Genomic DNA, 17,579 nt, shown 5'->3' on the forward strand with positions numbered 1-17,579 from the left:
AATGCCCCCGATACGGGGGGAACCCCGCGAGGATGCCATGCGCAAGGATGATGCCGACGGGGCCGTTCAGCCCTGCCCCAATTCCCCGGATCATGCTCCGGAACATGCACCGGATTGTGCACCGGGGCATGCATCGGACCGCACCTCCGTCACGTGGTGCGGCCAGGCGGTGCCATGCGCCTCCACCGGCAAGCCTGCCGGAGTGCCCGGCAGCGTGCCGGGCAACGTGTCTGGCAGCGTGCCGGGCGCGGCGCCCCTGCCTGACGCCGGGCAGGACCGCCTGCGCCAGTTGGAGGAGGAGAACCGCCGCCTGCGCAAGGCCCTGGGGCTTCGCCCCGATGATCCCGTGCCGTGCGGCGCGCCCGACCACCCCGGCATCTCCGGCCCGTCTGGCATCTCTGGCCCGTCCGGCCCGGCTGGCCCGTCTGGCCTGTCTGGCTTCAACTTTTTTCCCGCTTCCACCCCGCCCGCCGATGGCGGTACCCGTTTCCCACCTCTGGCGCCTGGCATTTGGACAGGCAACCCCCTTGCCCCGCGCAACGTGGCCGAGCCTTTTGTGGAAATGGCCGCCCCGGCTGCGGATGGCCTGGTCTGCGCCTACGTGTCCGACATCGACACCCACGAGGTCCTGCACGTCAACGCCGCCCTGCGCCGCCTTGTGGGCGACTGCGAGGGCCGCCGCTGCCACGAGGCGTTGCAGGGCCGCGATGCCCCCTGTCCCTTCTGCAACAATGGCCGCCTGCGCGACGAGCCGGAAAAGGCCCACGTCTGGGAATTCCGCAACCCGGCCCTGAACCGCTGGTTCCGCTGCATCGACAGGCTGGTGCCGCTGGGCAACGGGCGTTTGGCCCGGTACGAGCTGGCGGTGGACATCACCGACATGAAGGAGACGGAAGAGGCCATGCGCCGCTTCCGCGCCGCGCTGGACGCCACCGCCGAGGCCATCTTTCTCATCGATCCGGTGACCGGGCTGCACGTGGACGTCAACCGGGGGGCCTGCGCCCTGCTGGGGCTTGCGCGCCAGCAACTGCTGTCCATGGGCCCCTGCGACATCAACCCCACCCTTACCCGCGACCGCTGCCTGGAAATCTCGCGCACCGTGCTCAACGGCACGCCGCTGCTGAACCAGGAAACGCGCTATTGCCGGGGCGACGGCACCCTGGTGCCCGTGGAGCTCAGCACCAGCGCCTGGCATTCCGCGCGGGGCGACCTTATCGTTGCGGTGGCGCGCGACATTTCGGAACGGGTGCGCGCCCGCAACGAAATGCAGTTGCGCCTGCTGTACGACCGGGTGCTGTCCACCTGCGCGCGCGATCTGCTGGCGCGCCCCTGCGCCGACGACACGCTGCTCGTGGTGCTGGAAAGCCTGCGCGAGGCCGCCGGGGCCTGCCGGGTGTACATTTTCGAGAACCACGACGACGCGCAAGGCAACCCGTGCTGTTCGCAGCGCTACGAGCGGTGCGCGCCGGGCGTGCCGCCCCAGATCGACAACCAGTTGTTGCGCAACGTGCCGTACGCCACCGTCATTCCCCGCTGGGGGCAGGAACTGGAGGCGGGCCGGGTGATCCGGGGGCCGGTGGCCACCTTCCCCGAGTCGGAGCGGGTGGTGCTGGAAGCGCAGGGCATCCGTTCGCTGCTGGTGCTGCCCATCGTGGCGCAGGGGCGGTGGTACGGGTTCATCGGCTTTGACGACACCCGCAGGCCCAGGGTGTGGGAATCGGTGGACCACAAGTTCTTGCAGACGGCGGGCGAGATCATCGGTGCCGCGCTGGAGCGCCGCCGGACGGAACAGACCCTGGCCGAATCGGCGCGCGGGCTGGAGGAAGCCAGCCGGGCCAAAAGCGAATTTCTGGCCAACATGAGCCACGAAATACGCACCCCGCTCAACGCCATCATCGGCCTGACCGAACTTTCATTGCAAGAGCGCCTGCCCGGCGACGTGGCCGAAAACCTGCGCGCGGCGCTGGTTTCGGCAGAGGCGCTGCTGGGCATCGTCAACGATCTGCTGGACCTTTCGCGGGTGGAGGCGGGCAAGCTGCGCCTGGAGTGCATCGACTTTGCCCCGGCGCGGCTGGTGCGCGGGGTGATGCGCGTCATGGGACATACGGCGGAACGCAAGGGCCTGACCCTGACCCTGCACATCGACCGCGACGTGCCCCGCCATCTGCGCGGCGACCCCGGCAGGCTGCGCCAGGTGCTGGTGAACTTCATCAGCAACGCCATCAAGTTCACCGACGAGGGTGGGGTGCATGTGGCGGTCTGCCGGGCGGACGGGGCCGATGCCGCCAGCGCGCCGGACGCGTCCGGCATGGGCGGCGGCGCCACCTGCGCCGAGCCCCTTGCCCCCGGCACGGTGCTGGCTGATGCGTCATCCGGGCTGCACACGGACGGCGACACGCAGTGGCTGTGCTTTTCCGTGCGCGATACGGGCATCGGCATTCCGGACGACAAGCACGAGCTGATCTTCGAGAATTTCCGGCAGGCCGACGCCTCAACGGCGCGACGCTACGGCGGTTCCGGCCTTGGTCTTGCCATCTGCCGCAAGTTCACGGACATGATGGGGGGACGCATCGTGCTGGACAGCACGCCGGGGCAGGGCAGCACCTTTCGCGTGCTGTTGCCATTCGGCACGTGCACGGCGGATGCTCCCTTCGTGGCGTCGAACGTGCGGCCTGATGCGGATGCCCACGGGGTGTTCCAGGTGAAGGAGCGCACCCGGGGTGGCGAGTGGCAGGGCGGCGCATCGGCAACGGCCCGCGTTGCCCCGGCAAGGTCGCCCCTGTCGGACACTCCGTCCGGGGCACCCGCATCGCCCGGATTGTCGGAACTTCCCGTGCTGTCCAGTCCGTCTTCCCGCCTGCCAGCCCGCCCGCCTGTGGGGTCGGCATTCCGCCAGACGGCCCGCGACCCGTTGCGGGTGCTGCTGGTGGAATCGGACGATGTGAACCGCCATGCGGTCAGCCGTGCCCTGTCGCGCGGCGGGCACCATCCCGTGACGGCTGCCGCCGGGCGACAGGCGCTGGACGCCGCCCGCACGCAGCGCTTCGACCTGGTCATCACCGATGCGCACCCGCGTGACATGGACGGGGCCGACGTGGTGCGCGCGTTGCGCCGCCTGGCCGATGCGGCCACCCCCTCCGACGTGCCGGTGCTGCTCATGACCGGCGACCCCGCCGGAGTGGACCAGGGCGCCCTGGAGGCGGCGGGCGGGGTGTCCGTGGCGCTGAAGCCGGTACGGCTGAAGACGTTGCTGGCCGCCGTGGAAGGCATGGTGGGCGGTTCCGGAGAGGATACCCTGCGCCGGTCGTCGCCCGCTCCGGTGGACGAACCCCCGGTATTCAATGCCGCCACCCTGCTGGTGGGCGGCGACGAGGCCTCGCTGCGCTTCCTGCGCCAGTCGGGCACGCTGCGCGAAAGCCTGTGGTCGGCCATGGACCGGGGCAGCCGGGTGGAACTCATCGCCTTGTCGCACCTGTTGCGCCTGGAGGCAGAGGCCATCGGCGCCGAACGGGTGCGCCTGATGGCCGAGCGGATGGAACTGCGCACCCGGTCCGCCGGGGCGGAAGAAACGCGTCCGGTGTTCATGCTGCTGATGGATGCCCTGAACCAGCTGGAGCATGAACTGCGCAAGATGCAGCGCGGCGCACCGCCGATGAGCGAAAGTCCGGGGGGCGGACAGGATGCCGGGCCTGATGCGGGACAGGATGCCGTGTCTGGCGCCGTGTCTGGCGAAGGACCGGGAGAAGGACCGGGGGAAGAACCGGGCACGGGCCAGATGGCGTAGCCGCCTTGCCCCGGCGATTTTCGGGCCGGGGACAGGGCCGGTCTGTTCGGGCCCGCATGTTCGTTCCGATGTGTCCGGGAAGGTGCGTCCTGCCGATGGGCATTCACTCCATGCTGTTCCGATGCAAAAGAAACGGGCCGGTGAATACCGGCCCGTATCGCGTTTCAGGGGGGTGCCGTGGCGCCATGGCGACGCGGGTACGGCTACTTGGAGGGGGGCTGGATGAGCGGGGCGGAACCCATGCCGCCCATGCCCTTGGGCATGTCCTTGGGCATGGTGGCGCCTTGCCCGTCCTTGGGGCCCATGCCGCCGCCCATGCCCATGCCGCCCTGGCCGTGGTGGGCGCGGAAGGCGTCCCATTCCTCGTGGCTGAGGGCGCCGCTGCCGTCGGTGTCGATGGCGTCGAAGGCGGGCTTTTTCATCTGCGGGAACGCGGCGGAAAATTCCTCCCAGGTCACGCTGGCGTTGCCGTCCTTGTCCATGGCGGAGAACTTGTCGTCGGCCTGGGCCGTGGCGGCGCACAGCAGCATGATGGCTGCCGGGATGATGCGTTTCATGGTGCCTCCTGCGGGCTTCGGGTTGTGGTCGCGGGCGTGCGCCCGGTGCGCCCCCTGCCCCCGTGCCGTGGACGGGGGCGGCGCATGTTCCGTACCGCCATGTATAGGCCCGTGGCGGTATTGGTCAACAGTGCAACGCTGTGCAACGTTGTGCAAAACGGCGGGCAACGCGCGGCGGGCCGTCGGCCATCGTGCATGGCAGGCCGTGCATCCGGAAAGGATGGAAAGGGGCCGGAAGGCGTGCAGCGCCGCTCCGGCCCCGTGGTTGCACAGGCTGTTCAGCTGTGTCTGGCGGCATGGGCGGCATTCGCCCGACGTGCCGCATCCCGCATCCCGCGTGCAGCACGCGGCACGGCTTACGCGGCCGTGGCCTCGCGCTTCATGCCGTCGATGACGGACTTCATTTCCTGCGACTGGCGGGCCAGTTCGGTGACGGCCACGGACGACTGGCGCATGGCGTCGGAGGTTTCCGCCGAAATGCGGCTGATGTCCTCGATGGAATGATTGATCTCCTCGCTGGTGGCGGACTGCTGTTCCGCCGCCGTGGCGATGGAGCGCACCTGCTCCGAGGTCACGTCCACCAGTTGCACGATGGAGAGCAGCGCATCGCCCGACTTGTTGGCGAGGCCGGTGGCATTGTCGATGAGCTGCACCGCCTGCTCCACGTTGCCGATGTTGCGGCGGGTGCCGTGCTGGATGTTGCGGATGGCGTCGCCCACCTCGCGCGTGGCGTTCATGGTCTTTTCGGCCAGCTTGCGCACCTCGTCGGCGACGACGGCGAATCCGCGTCCGGCATCCCCGGCGCGGGCCGCCTCGATGGCCGCGTTCAGCGCCAGCAGGTTGGTCTGGTCGGCGATGTCGGTGATCACGTTCATGACCTGGCCGATGCCTTCGGCCTGCGTGCCCAGGCTCTGCATGTCGGCCTTGAGGGACAGCGCCTGGGTCTGGGCTTCGGCGATGCTGCGCACCACGTCTGTGACCAGGGTGGCGCCGCTTTCGGCCCTGCCCTTGGCGTTTTCGGCAGATTCGGCTGCCTGCGAGGCGTTGCGGGCCACCTCCAGCACCGTGGCGTTCATTTCCTCCATGGCGGTGGCCGTTTCGCCCACGCGGGCGCTCTGGCTTTCCGCGCCCCTGCTGGACTGCTCCACCTGGGCGGACAGTTCCTCGGAGGCGGAGGTGACGATTTCCACCACGCTCTCCAGCTTGGCGGCGGCGTGCAGCATGCCTTCTGCGCGGGCGCGTTCGGCGGCGGCGCGGGCCTCTTCCGCCTCGCGTCCCGCCCTGGCGGCACGGGCCGATTCCTCGTGGGCCATGCGGGTTTTTTCGTCGGCCTCGGTGATCTTGCCCTTCAGACTCGTGACCATGGTGCGCAGGCTGTCGGCCAGCTTGCCGATCTCGTTGCGCTGCGCAAGCTCCAGGGTGTCGTCCAGGTTGCCCGCGGCCACGGTGGAGGCGTAACCTTCCAGCTTCTTGATGGGGCGCACGGCAATGCGGTCGAGGGCGAACAGGCAGACCCCGATCAGCGCCACGATGGCGGCGATGCCCATGGCGATCATGTAGTTGCGCTGGGCCACGGCGGGAGCGGCGATTTCTTCCATGTCCATGGAAATGCCCAGGATCCAGTTCCAGTTGGGCACGCGGGTCCAGGTGAGCATGATCTCTCGGCCATCACGGGTGACGGCGTTCTGGCCGTTGGCTGCGACGATCATCCCGGCAACGCCGGGATTGGCGGAAATGTCCTTGAGGATCATGGAATCATCCGGGTGGCCGATGACGATGCCCTTGGGCGAAAGGAAGAAGGGGCGACCGGTATCGCCGATCTTCACGGAGTCGATGTAGTTTTCCACCAGTCCGTCGATGGCGTAGGACATGCCCACGCCGCCCAGCACCCGGCCCGAATCGTCGAAGATGGGGGCGGTGACGCTGATGATGAGCTTGCCGGTGGCCAGGCTCTTGGTGGGGGATGAACTGTAGCCTTCCTTTCCGGACAGCGCGGCCTTGATGTATTCGCGGTCTGCCAGGTTGTTCGGCTTGCCCGGCTTGCCCTGGGCACGCAGGATGACCTGGCTGCCCTGCGCGTTGAACAGGTAGTAGGTGTTCACGCCGGGGGCCGCCTGGGACATGGCCGTGATGACTTCTGCCGCCGCTCCTTCGAGCGATGCGTCGCCCTGCAGGAACTGGCGAAGCACCGGTACTCTCGATGCCCCGCGCATCATGTCCACCTGGCGCAGGCCGAAATCGGACACCGACTTGGAAATGGTTTCGGCCATCAGGCGCATTTCACGCTTCTTTTCCGCCAGTCCGTCATCGTAGCCGGTTTTCGCCACCACCACGACCAGCGCAGATTGTATCAGCAATACAACGCCGGCAATGATGATGAGCATGGTCGTACGAATGCTCTGCGAGACCATTGCTGCCATCTCCCTTGTTCATCAGGTGAGTGTGTCTGGTAATGCAAAGTCTTGTATCTAGCATAAGACATTGAAGCGTGTCTATCGGCGGATGCGGTGCGTAACCGCTCGCGCGAATTGGCATGCCATGCCAACCTGGACATCGAAGGAGCTGTTTTTTCACGGGATGCGCTGTTCGCATCCACTGGGGGATTACCCCCTGAAAAAAATATGGGAGCAGGGGGAAGGAGGGGCGGAAATAGGGGGGCGGGGCAAACGCCCGTCTGCGGACGCAAGAAAGGGCGCATGACCATGGTCATGCGCCCTGTGCATTCTGGCTCCCCGGGACGGACTTGAACCGCCAACCTAGTGATTAACAGTCACCCGCTCTGCCGATTGAGCCACCGGGGAACGTGGCCGTCGTTGCGGCGAAAAAGGTGTGTATGGTGAAGCCGCTTCTTTGTCAAGCGCGAGGCGCAGGTTTTCGCTCCGGCGCGGTCCCGCCGCTGCATCACGGCGTGCGCGCGTCCGTCCGGTCAGTATGGGACGGCGCGGTGCGCAGCACCAGCCAGCCGCATACCCCGGCCACCAGCGAGGCGGCAAGGATGCCCACCTTGGCGTAGTCCAGGGTGCGCGCGTCGGCATAGGCCAGTTGGGCAACGAACAGGGCCATGGTGAAGCCGATGCCCGCCAGCAGGGCTATGCCGTACACGTGCCGCCAGGTCATGTCGCGGGGCAGCCGGGCAAGGCCCAGCTTCACCGGCAGCCACACGGCGGCCAGCACCCCCAGTTGCTTGCCGAAGAAGAGCCCTGCGGCCACGCCCATGGTCACCGGGTTGCCGAGGCCCCCCAGCAGGTCCGCGCTGATGGATACCCCGGCATTGGCCAGGGCGAACACCGGCATGATGCCCCAGGCCACCCACGGGGCCAGGGCGTGCTCCAGCCTGCGCAGGGGCGTTGCGGCGTGGCGGGCGGCGGTTTCCATGGCTTCGACGGCGGCGTGGCGGTGGCCGTCCGCCAGCAGGTGGGCGTCGGCGGCGCCGTTGCCCACGGTGTCCAGCAGGCGTCGCGCGGCGGAAACCAGGTCGCCGGGGGTGGCCCGTGCGCGGGTGGGAATGCAGAAGGCCAGCAGCACGCCCGCCACCGTGGCGTGCACGCCCGACTTCAGGAAGGCCACCCAGGTCACGGCGCCCGCCAGCACGTAGAACAGGGTGCGCACCACCCCCAGCCAGTTGCCCAGCGCGGCCACGGCCAGCGCGGCAAAGCCGATGCCCAGCGCCACCAGAGAGATGTCCGCCGTGTAGAACAGGGCGATGGCCAGCACCGCGCCGATGTCGTCGGCAATGGCCAGGGCGGTCAGGAACACCTTGACCGAAAGGGGCACCCGGTCCCCGGCCAGCGAAAGCACGCCGAGGGCGAAGGCGATGTCGGTGGCCATGGGCACGGCCCAGCCCTGCGCGATGCCGGAAGGGTGGCCCAGGTTGAAGGCAAGGTAGACCAGCGCCGGGGCCGCCATGCCGCCCGCCGCCGCCAGCACGGGGGGCAGGGCCTGGGCGGGGGTGGCCAGTTCTCCGGCCAGCATCTCGCGTTTGATTTCCAGGCCCACCAGAAAGAAGAAGATGGCCATCAGGCCGTCGTTCACCCAGAGGATCAGCGGCTTGCGCAGTTCGTAGCCTTCCGGTCCCATGGCGAAGGGGTGTTGCCAGTAGGCATTCCAGGCTGGGGCCAGGGACGAATTGGCCGCGCACAGCGCAAGTGCGGTGCAGGCAAGCAACAGGATACCGCTTGCTGCCTCCATGCGCATGAAGGACAGGAAGGGGTCGAGCAGGCGATCGGCAGGGGTCGCAGGCCGTGCGTAAGAGGATCGCAGGTCGTGACCGGTGTCGTGCGTCATATGGACTCCAGAAGATGATTTGAAGAGTTAACTATGTATAATATGCATGCGTTGCGGACAGTCAAGAAAATAAGGCCGCAATTGTTGTGCGTGCAGCAATCCGGATGGATGTTTCGCATATGCATATGACCGGCATGATTGTCGCCATGCCGGTGGGGGTATGGCAACCGGCATGGTTCGCGCGTGCGCGCGACGGGGTGACGGGATCGCCCCGACAGGTTCACGATGCAGGAAAACGGCATGGTTCGCGCATGTGCGCGACGGGGTGACAGGGTGACAGGTGGGGCAGGGGGATATGGGGACATGCCGGACGACGACGCGCCGGGGCAGGGCGCGCGGGAATCGGACCGGCGGCGGCATCGGGTGATCGGGGCGCCGGCACGCGCGGGGTGGTGTGGCGGGGGGGGCTTCCCTGCTGGCTGGTGATTCGGGTATGATGCAGGCGTGGAAAACCCTTCGGCATGGAGGTTCCGCCATGAAGCACGATCATCTGGACATCGCGCGGGAATACTCCGCGCTGCTGCGGACCGACGAGGCCGACGACCGGCAGCCGGGGTCCTTCCGGTTGCCGCACGGCGAGGGCGATCATTTCGGCGAACCGGGCATGGGCGGCGAAGGCGCGGCCATCCCCCGCGTGGTTCCGTCGCACGAGGACGAACGCGCCGGGGGCGTGACGCCGGAAGAACTTTCGCTGTGGGGCGCGGGGCCGCGCATCGTGGTGCCCGCCCTGCTGGCGCAGCTTGGCGGGGCGGCGCTTACCCTGGCCCTGCCGGGGCCCTTCGGCATGGGAATGCTGCCCCATTGGGCTTGGGTACTCATGGGGTTGTGCGCCCTGCTGCCGGGCACGCTGGCCGTGCGCCGCGCCTGGGCGGAGCTGAAACCGGGCCGTCAGGAGGGGCGGCTGGTCACCGGCGGCCCGTACCGGATAACCCGCAACCCCATCTACGCGGCATGGATTCTGGGCATTTTGCCGGGCATCGCGCTGTGTTTCGCCTCGTGGCCCATGCTGGCCGGGCCGGTGGTGGCCTGGGCGCTGTTCCGCGAGACGGTGGTGGTGGAGGAATCGTTCCTGGCCGCCCGCTTCGGTGAAGCATGGGATCGCTACGCCGCCCGGGTGAACCGGTTGTGGCCCAACCCGTTCCGCATGCAGGACTGACCGGGGGCCGCATCAGGCTCCATGGGCCGCACCCGTGGAGGGTTCCGCAGGATGGCCCGCAGGCCGTTCGGGACCGGAGGGAACATGTTCCCGGCGTTGCGCGCTTTGTTCCGCCCCCGCCGCCCCCGGTGGGACTGGATGCAGGTGGAGGTGACCACCCGCTGCGACGCGGCGTGCGTCTATTGCCCCCGCACCGCCTGCGGGGGAGGATGGCGCGACGAGGACATGTCCATGGCGCTGTTCCGGCGGGTGCTGGCCGCCAGCCGGGGGGCGCGCCATCTGCACTTGCAGGGATGGGGCGAGCCGCTGCTGCACCCCCGGTATCCGGACATGCTGGCAGAAGCCGTGCAGGCGGGGTACGTGGTGGGGCTGACCACCAACGGCGTGCATCTGGATGCAGGCATGGACGGTGTACTGGTGGATGCCGGGGTGGACCTGGTGGCCCTGTCGCTGGCGGGCGTCGGTGCCCGCAACGACGCGGTGCGGCGTGGCGCTCCGACCGCACGGGTGCTGGCCGCTCTGGATGCCCTGCGCGAGGCCAAGGCCCGGGCGGGCAAAGCGTTGCCCCTGTGCGGTGGCCGTCCGCGTGACGACAATCGCACGGTGGCGGCCGGGCGCATGCTGTTCGGCAGCGTGGAGGACGCCCCCCTGGCCGAGCTGTGGCGCCGCCCGGCCTATGCGGCGTTTCGGGCCGCCCATGCGCGGGGCACGCCCCCACCGCCCTGCGAGGGGTGCATCAAGCTGCGGGTGCACTGAGCGCATCCCCCTGCGTGCCCGCGCTTCTCCTCCGGGTCGCTTCGCGTGGCCCGGCGTGTTCCGGCATTCCCGGCTTGCCGTAATGCCAATCCCAGCCAGCTTTGCCGACGTTGCCAATCCCCGCCGGTTCTGCCGCTCTGTTCAGGCCGACTGCGGGGGGGCTGCCGCCAACCGCCTGCGAATGAACACCTTGGCCACCTCCATGGAGGCGAACACCACCGCACCGAAGGCAGTGATGATGCCCAGTGTGCGCCCGTCGGGGATGTGGATGCCGAAGGCCTCGCGCACCGGGGCAAACTGCACCAGCACGGCCACCAGCGCCACTTCCCAGACGATGGACAGCAGCAGCCAGCCGTGCGGCGGGGCCTGCATGATGCCGAAGCGCATGGACCGGAAGTTCAGCGCGATGATCATCTCCACGATGATGAACAGGAAGAACATTTCGGTGCGCGCGGTGCCGATGTCCGCCAGATCGTGCAGGAACAGGGCGAAGAACAGCGGAATCTCCAGGCACACCGCCAGCAGCACGAAGGCCTTCACGTCCCAGGTGAACACGCTTTCGCGCGGGTCGCGCGGGGGGCGGTCCATGATGTCCGGGTCCGGCGGGGCCACGCCCAAGGCCAGTGCGGGCAGGCCGTCGGTGGCAAGGTTGATGTACAGGATGGCGGCGGGCAGCAGGGGCAGGTATTCCGGACCCAGCAGCAGCACCATGCCGCCGATGACGGCCACCTCCGTGATGTTGCAACGCAGAAGGAAGGTAAGGTATTTCTTGATGTTGTCGTAAATCCACCGTCCGAGTTCAATGGCGTTCACGATGGAGGCGAAATTGTCGTCGGTCAGCACCATGTCTGCCGCCTCGCGCGCGACCTCGGTTCCGGCGATGCCCATGGCCACGCCGATGTCGGCCTGCTTCAGCGCCGGGGCGTCGTTCACCCCGTCGCCGGTCATGGCCACCACGTCGCCGCGCGCCTTCCACGCCTTGACGATGCGCAGCTTGTCCATGGGCGAGACGCGGGCATACACGCTGACCCGGTCCACCATGCCCGCGAAGGTGGCGTCGTCCAGCGCGGCCAGCCCGTCGCCGGTCAGCACCACGTCGCCCTCGCGGTGGATGCCGATCTCGCGGGCCACGGCCTCTGCGGTCAGGCGGTGGTCGCCGGTGATCATCACCGGGCGGATGCCCACCCGGCGGCAGGTGGCCACGGCCTGCGCCGCCTCGTCGCGGGGCGGGTCCATCATGCCCGCAAGGCCCAGCAGCACGTGGCCGTGCTCGGCCTCGTCTTCAGCAGGCGGGGTGGGCGGGGCCGGATTCGCGCCGCTTTCCAGCGGCAGCATGGACAGGGCCAGCACGCGCAGGGCACGCCCGGCCATGCGTTCCGCCGCCGCCTGTACGGCAGCGCGGTCGGCGTAGGTCAGGGGGCGTATCTCTCCGCCCGCCAGCACCCGGTCGCACCGGGCCAGCACCACCTCCGGCGCGCCCTTCATGAAGGCCGCGCGGTCCGCCCCTGCCACCGGGGCGGCCTGGGGCGACAGGTCGTGCACGGTGGTCATGCGTTTGCGCTCGGAACTGAACGGAAACTCTTCCACGCGCGGGTTGGCCGCGCGCAGGTGCAGGGCGCAGCCCGTATCGGGTGTGTGCGGCAGCGCGGCCAGCCAGGCCGGGCAGGATTCTGCGGCGTTGCCGGAATCGGGTGCGCGCAGCTTCAGCCCGGCCACCACCAGCGCGGCCTCGGTAGGGTCGCCGCGAATGGTCCATTGCCCGGAATCGCCGGGGGGCAGCAATTCGGCGTCGTTGCACAGCACGCCCGCCAGCAGCAGGGCCTGCACCTCGCGCGGGGGCGGGCCGGCGAATGCCGCGCTGCCCTGTCCGGCAGGACGCAGGCCGCCCTTGGGCTCGTAGCCCGATCCGGTGACCTCGGTTTCCGCGCCCGTGGCCTCTCCGGCTTTTTCCGCTGTTTCCGGTGGGGCGGGCGAGAAGGTGAACAGCGCGCGCACCGTCATTTCGCCGCGCGTCAGGGTGCCGGTCTTGTCGGTGCAGATCACGGTGGTGCAGCCCAGCGTCTCCACGGCGGGCATGCGCCGCACCAGCGCCCCGCGCCGGGCCATCTGGCGCATGCCTATGGCCAGCGCCCCGGTGACGATGGCGGCCAGTGCTTCCGGCACGGCGGCCACGGCCAGCGACACGGCGAACATGATCATGGACACGATGAACGCGAAATCCACGCTGCCGTGCATGGCCTCGCGGGCAATGCTGAAACCGGCCACCAGTACGCAGATGGTCAGGGCGATGATGCCCAGCCACTTGCCGATTTCCTCGGTGCGCTTTTCCAGCGGGGTCTTTACCGTTTCCACGGTGGCCACCTCTCGGGCGATTTGCCCGAAGGCCGTTTCCATGCCCGTGGCGGTAACCACGGCGCGTCCGCGCCCGTAGGTGACGGTGGTGCCGGTGAAGGCCATGTTGCGCCGGTCTGCCGTGCCCGCGTCCTCGGGCACGGGATCCGTGCCCTTGCCCACGGGCACCGATTCGCCGGTCAGCGGGGCCTCGTCGCAGCGCATGGCGTGGGCCTCGACGATGCGCGCGTCGGCGGGCACGCGGTCGCCCGCCTCCAGCAGCACCACGTCGCCGGGCACCACCTGGGCCGAAGGTATGCGCGCCTCCGCGCCGTCGCGCAGCACGCTGGTGGTGGGCGAGAGCATCTTCTTCAGGGCATCCAGGGCCTGTTCCGCCCGGTACTCCTGCACGAAACCCAGCACCGCGCAGAACAGCACGATGACCAGAATGATGGCCGCGTCCATTACCTCGCCCACGGCGGCGGAAAGAACCACCGCCGCCAGCAGGATGACGATGAGCACGTTGGCGAACTGCCCCAGGAACATGCGCAGGGGCGAGGCACGCTCCTCGTGGGTCAGTTCGTTGGGGCCGTGCCGGGACAGGCGTTCCTCTGCCTGGCTGGCGGAAAGGCCGCGCGTCGGGTCCGTGTCCAGGGTGCGGGCCACATCGTCCGTGGTCATGGCGTGCCATGCGGGATGGGTCATGGAGTGCTCCCGTTCATGTGTGGAGGGAGTGATGGTGCGCCGGGGCGGGCAGCCCCCGGCGCGCTGCTGCAAGGTCTGTTGTCTTTGGGGCCGGCTGCATGGGCGACCGGGTTGCATGGGGAGCGGCGGATGCGGCAACGCCCGCCTCGCCCCTGGCGGCGGCCTGGGCGGCAAATGCGGTCACCTCTGGCGTCTTGCTCTCTGCCAGTTGGGCGAATTCGCCGTCGGTGGTCCTTTTGAATTTGGGCAGGCTGACGATGAGACCGCCAAGAATCAGGATGATGATCAGAAAGCCCCGCCAGACTGCCAGCCAGTCTCCGGTCTTCCAGAGTGCGGAAATCCCCAGCTGGTTTCCCCCAGCCATACGAAGCCTCCTCCGTGTCTTGCAGTGGGTGGGTGAAGCATGCGGATCCAAAGGCAGCCCCTTCGTGCGCGCTCACGCGCCAGCGGCAATGGCGCGAAGCAGCGTGTCTGACGGGGGCTGTGCGGGATGGGGGGCGTTCCTCCTTGTCCGGTTGCGCGCGGCATGGAGCATGGGGGGCCATGCGGGCGGACGGCATGCGGCACGCGGCACGCATGATGGGGAGCGGCCGCACCGAACGGAGACAAGGGGCGCGAATTGGGCGCGGGGAGGGAAAGGCGCCAAGGGGGAAGGTGCGGCGCTGCGCGGCAGGGTGGCAAGGCCCCGCCGAAACTTTGCCTATTGGTATGTTGCTATTAAATATGCTGCACGATGTCCAGCGTGCGCCCGGCCCGCGCACAGCCTGAAGTCGGTCCGCAGCCAGCCCGCAGTCGGCCCATATCCGGTCACGCGGCGGCGGCACGCAATGCAAAAGGGCGCATGACCATGGTCATGCGCCCTTGCATTCTGGCTCCCCGGGACGGACTTGAACCGCCAACCTAGTGATTAACAGTCACCCGCTCTGCCAATTGAGCCACCGGGGAACGTGGCGCGCCGGGCGTTTACCGGCGCGGAGGGTGAAGTACCCGCAACGGGCCGGACGGTCAAGCAAAAAATCGCGCAGCGTGAAAAAACTGTTGACGAACGGACGCCTTGGGCGTTTCTTGACTGCCGCACTCAATTGGCATACCCGTAGCAGTCCGGCATCCGGCAGAATCAACAGGTCCACGGAGAACGTCCTTGAGCAGTCAGGAACAGTCGAAGCGCAAGAAGATCAAGCTTGCCACCAAGTCCGAGCGGGCGGAATATTTCATGCCCATGCTCGAAAGCCTAGAAACCCGCGACGAACTGAACGAAGTCGTCAAGAACCGGGTGGTCAAATCCTGTGAACTGCTGGACGACGGCGTAGCCCTGTACCCCAACGGTTTCGTGAAACAGCACGACGTGGCGGCCATTTCGGCCGAATACGAGGGGCTGACCGCAGAGGAACTGGAAAACGTCGACACGCGCTTCACCTGCGCGGGGCGCATCGTCTCGCAGCGCTCGTTCGGCAAGGTGACCTTCTTCCATCTGATGGACAAGAGCGGTCGCCTGCAGTGCTACACCGCGCGCGAGGTGCTGGGCGAAGACCCGTACCGCAACTTCAAGAAGCTGGACATCGGCGACATCGTGGGTGTTTCCGGCACGCTGTTCCGCACCAAGACGGGTGAACTGACCCTGTCGTGCGACCAGTGCATCCTGCTCACCAAGTCCATCCGGCCCCTGCCCGAAAAGTACCACGGCCTGAAGGACGTGGAGACCCGCTATCGCCAGCGTTACGTGGACCTCATCGTCACGCCGCGCACGCGAGAGATTTTCCGCAAGCGCACCCTGATCGTGCGCGAGTTCCGCCGCTTCCTGGAGGACAAGGGCTTCATGGAGGTGGAAACCCCCATGATGCAGCCCATTCCCGGCGGCGCCACGGCCATGCCGTTCATCACCCACCACAATGCGCTGGACATGCAGCTGTACATGCGCATCGCGCCGGAATTGTACCTGAAGCGCCTGCTGGTGGGCGGGTTCGAGAAGGTGTTCGAGATCAACCGCAACTTCCGCAACGAAGGCATCTCGACCCGGCACAACCCGGAATTCACCATGTGCGAATTCTACTGGGCCTACGCCACCTTCGAAGACCTGATGGACCTGACGGAGCAGCTGTTCGCCCACGTGGCGGAAAAGGTGTGCGGCTCGTACGTGGTGACCTACCAGGGCCAGGAAGTGGACCTTACCCCGGGCCGCTGGACGCGCCTTTCGTTCCATGACTCGCTGGAGAAGATCGGCGGACACAAGCCGGAATTCTACAACGATTACGAAGCGGTGCGCAAATACATCCGCGAACGGGGCGAAAAGGTGGTGGACGGCGAGAAGATGGCCAAGTTGCAGGCCAAGCTGTTCGACCTGGACGTGGAAGGCAAGCTGATCCAGCCCACCTTCATCTATCATTACCCCACCGACATCTCGCCGCTGTCGCGCCGCAACAACGAGCGGCCCGACGTGACGGACCGCTTCGAGCTGTTCATCACCGGGCGCGAACTGGGCAACGCCTTCTCCGAACTGAACGACCCCGTGGACCAGCGCATGCGCTTCATGGACCAGGTGGCCGAAAAGGAAGCGGGCGACGCCGAGGCGCACTTCATGGACGAGGACTACCTGCGCGCCCTGGAATACGGCATGCCGCCGGCGGCGGGAGAGGGTGTGGGCATCGACCGCCTGGTCATGCTGCTGACCGACTCGCCCTCCATCCGCGAGGTCATCCTGTTCCCGCTGCTGAAGCCGGAAAGCTAGGCTGCCCCGCATGAGCTTCGAACTGTTCGTGGCCTTGCGCTACCTGTTCGCACGTCGCAGGCAGACCTTCATCTCCGTCATTTCCGTCACCTCCATTCTGGGGGTGGCGCTGGGGGTGGCGTCGCTGATCGTGGTGCTGGGCGTCATGAACGGCTTCACCACCGACCTGCGCGACAAGATCCTGGGCGCCAACGCCCACGGCATCGTCATGTCCGCCGACCGTTCCGGCCTTGGCGACGCGCCGCAGCTCATCGACAAGATCCGGCAGGTGGACGGGGTGCGCGGCGCGACACCCTTCATCTATTCCGAAGTAATGCTTTCCACCCCCCACGGGGTGAAGGGCCTGGTGCTGCGCGGCATAGACCCGCAGTCCGCCCCGTCGGTGCTGGGCATCCTTTCCAACATGACCAAGGGCAGCGTGGCCGACCTTGCACCGCGCGCGCCCGCATCCGGCGCGAGTGAGGGCGGCATCCTTTCCGGCCCGCCCGGCGTGATCATCGGCGACGAACTGGCGCAGCGCCTGGGCGTGGTGGTGGGCAGCCGGGTAAACCTGCTGTCGCCCGCCGGGCAGAAGACCTCCGCCGGGTTTGCCCCGCGCATCCGTCCCTTCATGGTGGTGGGCGTGTTCTCCACCGGCATGTTCGAGTACGATTCCTCGCTGGGTTTCGTGTCGCTGGACGCCGCGCGCGACGTGCTGGGCCTGCCCGAAGGCGCCGTTTCGGGCGTGGAGCTTGCCGTCACCGACGTGTACAAGGCGGACCAGGTTGCCGAACGGGTCACCCGCGCCGTGGGCGGCTACCCGCTGTACACCCGCCACTGGATGGAGATGAACGCCAACCTGTTCGCCGCGCTGAAGCTGGAAAAGACGGCCATGGCCGTGATTCTGGTACTCATCGTGCTGGTGGGCTCGTTTTCGATCATCACCACGCTGGTCATGCTGGTCATGGAAAAGACGCGCGACATCGCCATACTCATGTCCATGGGGGCCACGCGGGGCATGATCCGGCGCATCTTCATGCTTCAGGGCACGGTCATCGGGGCCATCGGCACCGGTCTTGGCTATGTGCTGGGGCTGGGCGTGGCGGAACTTCTGAAGCGCTACCAGTTCATCAAGCTGCCGCACGGCGTCTATTCGCTGGACCACCTGCCGGTGCTGCTGCAATGGCCCGACATGCTGGCCATCGGCGCAAGTTCGATGCTGCTGTGCTTCGTCGCCACCATCTACCCGGCGCGCCAGGCTGCCAGCCTGGAACCCGCCGAAGCGCTGCGCTACGAATGAGC

The 17,579-nt window shown here is 67.7% G+C and carries 10 protein-coding genes and 2 tRNA genes; 5 read left to right on the forward strand and 7 right to left on the reverse strand.

What is annotated here, in order from left to right:
- Positions 1-37: 37 nt before the first annotated feature.
- Positions 38-3,784, forward strand: a complete 3,747-nt coding sequence (locus K6142_RS03730; RefSeq protein ID WP_190245003.1) for an ATP-binding protein — start codon at positions 38-40, stop codon at positions 3,782-3,784.
- Positions 3,785-3,987: 203 nt separating this feature from the next.
- Here the strand turns inward: K6142_RS03730 and K6142_RS03735 are convergent, their stop codons facing one another.
- From K6142_RS03735 to nhaA, 4 genes are all read right to left on the reverse strand, one after another.
- Positions 3,988-4,341 (reverse strand): calcium-binding protein, encoded by a 354-nt coding sequence (locus tag K6142_RS03735; protein WP_015946605.1) that lies wholly within the window; start codon positions 4,339-4,341, stop codon positions 3,988-3,990.
- Between the two features lie 356 nt (positions 4,342-4,697).
- Positions 4,698-6,698, reverse strand: a complete 2,001-nt coding sequence (locus K6142_RS03740; RefSeq protein WP_223290356.1) for a methyl-accepting chemotaxis protein — start codon at positions 6,696-6,698, stop codon at positions 4,698-4,700.
- Positions 6,699-7,066: 368 nt separating this feature from the next.
- Positions 7,067-7,142: transfer RNA gene (locus K6142_RS03745), tRNA-Asn, on the reverse strand.
- A 100-nt stretch (positions 7,143-7,242) separates the two neighbouring features.
- Positions 7,243-8,625 carry a Na+/H+ antiporter NhaA gene (gene nhaA, locus K6142_RS03750; protein ID WP_190245005.1) on the reverse strand — a complete coding sequence of 461 codons (1,383 nt, stop codon included), beginning with the start codon at positions 8,623-8,625 and terminating at the stop codon, positions 7,243-7,245.
- A gap of 475 nt (positions 8,626-9,100) precedes the next feature.
- Here nhaA and K6142_RS03755 point away from each other — a divergent pair, with 475 nt between their 5' ends.
- Both K6142_RS03755 and K6142_RS03760 read left to right on the forward strand, forming a co-directional pair.
- Complete coding sequence (locus K6142_RS03755; RefSeq protein WP_190245006.1) at positions 9,101-9,781, forward strand: methyltransferase family protein; 681 nt, start codon at positions 9,101-9,103, stop codon at positions 9,779-9,781.
- 84 nt (positions 9,782-9,865) lie between these two features.
- Positions 9,866-10,537: a radical SAM/SPASM domain-containing protein gene (locus K6142_RS03760; RefSeq protein ID WP_190245007.1), complete on the forward strand. Its 672-nt coding sequence runs from the start codon at positions 9,866-9,868 to the stop codon at positions 10,535-10,537.
- A 141-nt stretch (positions 10,538-10,678) separates the two neighbouring features.
- Here the strand turns inward: K6142_RS03760 and K6142_RS03765 are convergent, their stop codons facing one another.
- The 3 genes from K6142_RS03765 to K6142_RS03775 form a co-directional block, all read right to left on the reverse strand.
- A complete protein-coding gene (locus K6142_RS03765; protein ID WP_190245008.1) occupies positions 10,679-13,573 on the reverse strand; it encodes a cation-translocating P-type ATPase in 2,895 nt (964 codons plus the stop codon).
- 13 nt (positions 13,574-13,586) lie between these two features.
- Positions 13,587-13,937, reverse strand: a complete 351-nt coding sequence (locus K6142_RS03770) for a hypothetical protein (RefSeq protein ID WP_190245009.1) — start codon at positions 13,935-13,937, stop codon at positions 13,587-13,589.
- Positions 13,938-14,442: 505 nt separating this feature from the next.
- A tRNA-Asn gene (locus tag K6142_RS03775) sits at positions 14,443-14,518 on the reverse strand.
- Positions 14,519-14,792: 274 nt separating this feature from the next.
- Between K6142_RS03775 and lysS the strand changes: the two genes are divergently transcribed.
- The gene (gene lysS / locus K6142_RS03780) at positions 14,793-16,298 is read left to right on the forward strand and encodes a lysine--tRNA ligase (protein WP_015946611.1); all 1,506 of its coding nucleotides are present in this window, start codon (positions 14,793-14,795) and stop codon (positions 16,296-16,298) included.
- A gap of 10 nt (positions 16,299-16,308) precedes the next feature.
- Positions 16,309-17,577, forward strand: coding sequence for a lipoprotein-releasing ABC transporter permease subunit (locus K6142_RS03785; protein WP_190245011.1), 1,269 nt, complete (start codon positions 16,309-16,311; stop codon positions 17,575-17,577).
- Positions 17,578-17,579: the final 2 nt, after the last annotated feature.

Source organism: Nitratidesulfovibrio sp. SRB-5, assembly GCF_019931275.1.
GTDB lineage: Bacteria > Desulfobacterota > Desulfovibrionia > Desulfovibrionales > Desulfovibrionaceae > Cupidesulfovibrio.

Bases quoted from the DNA above. Each gene is read 5' to 3' on its own strand.
- K6142_RS03765 (WP_190245008.1), bottom strand. From the start codon at position 13,573: ATGACCCATCCCGCATGGCACGCCATGACCACGGACGATGTGGCCCGC.
- K6142_RS03785 (WP_190245011.1), top strand. From the start codon at position 16,309: ATGAGCTTCGAACTGTTCGTGGCCTTGCGCTACCTGTTCGCACGTCGC.
- K6142_RS03770 (WP_190245009.1), bottom strand. From the start codon at position 13,937: ATGGCTGGGGGAAACCAGCTGGGGATTTCCGCACTCTGGAAGACCGGA.
- nhaA (WP_190245005.1), bottom strand. From the start codon at position 8,625: ATGACGCACGACACCGGTCACGACCTGCGATCCTCTTACGCACGGCCT.
- K6142_RS03730 (WP_190245003.1), top strand. From the start codon at position 38: ATGCGCAAGGATGATGCCGACGGGGCCGTTCAGCCCTGCCCCAATTCC.
- K6142_RS03755 (WP_190245006.1), top strand. From the start codon at position 9,101: ATGAAGCACGATCATCTGGACATCGCGCGGGAATACTCCGCGCTGCTG.
- lysS (WP_015946611.1), top strand. From the start codon at position 14,793: ATGCTCGAAAGCCTAGAAACCCGCGACGAACTGAACGAAGTCGTCAAG.
- K6142_RS03760 (WP_190245007.1), top strand. From the start codon at position 9,866: ATGTTCCCGGCGTTGCGCGCTTTGTTCCGCCCCCGCCGCCCCCGGTGG.
- K6142_RS03735 (WP_015946605.1), bottom strand. From the start codon at position 4,341: ATGAAACGCATCATCCCGGCAGCCATCATGCTGCTGTGCGCCGCCACG.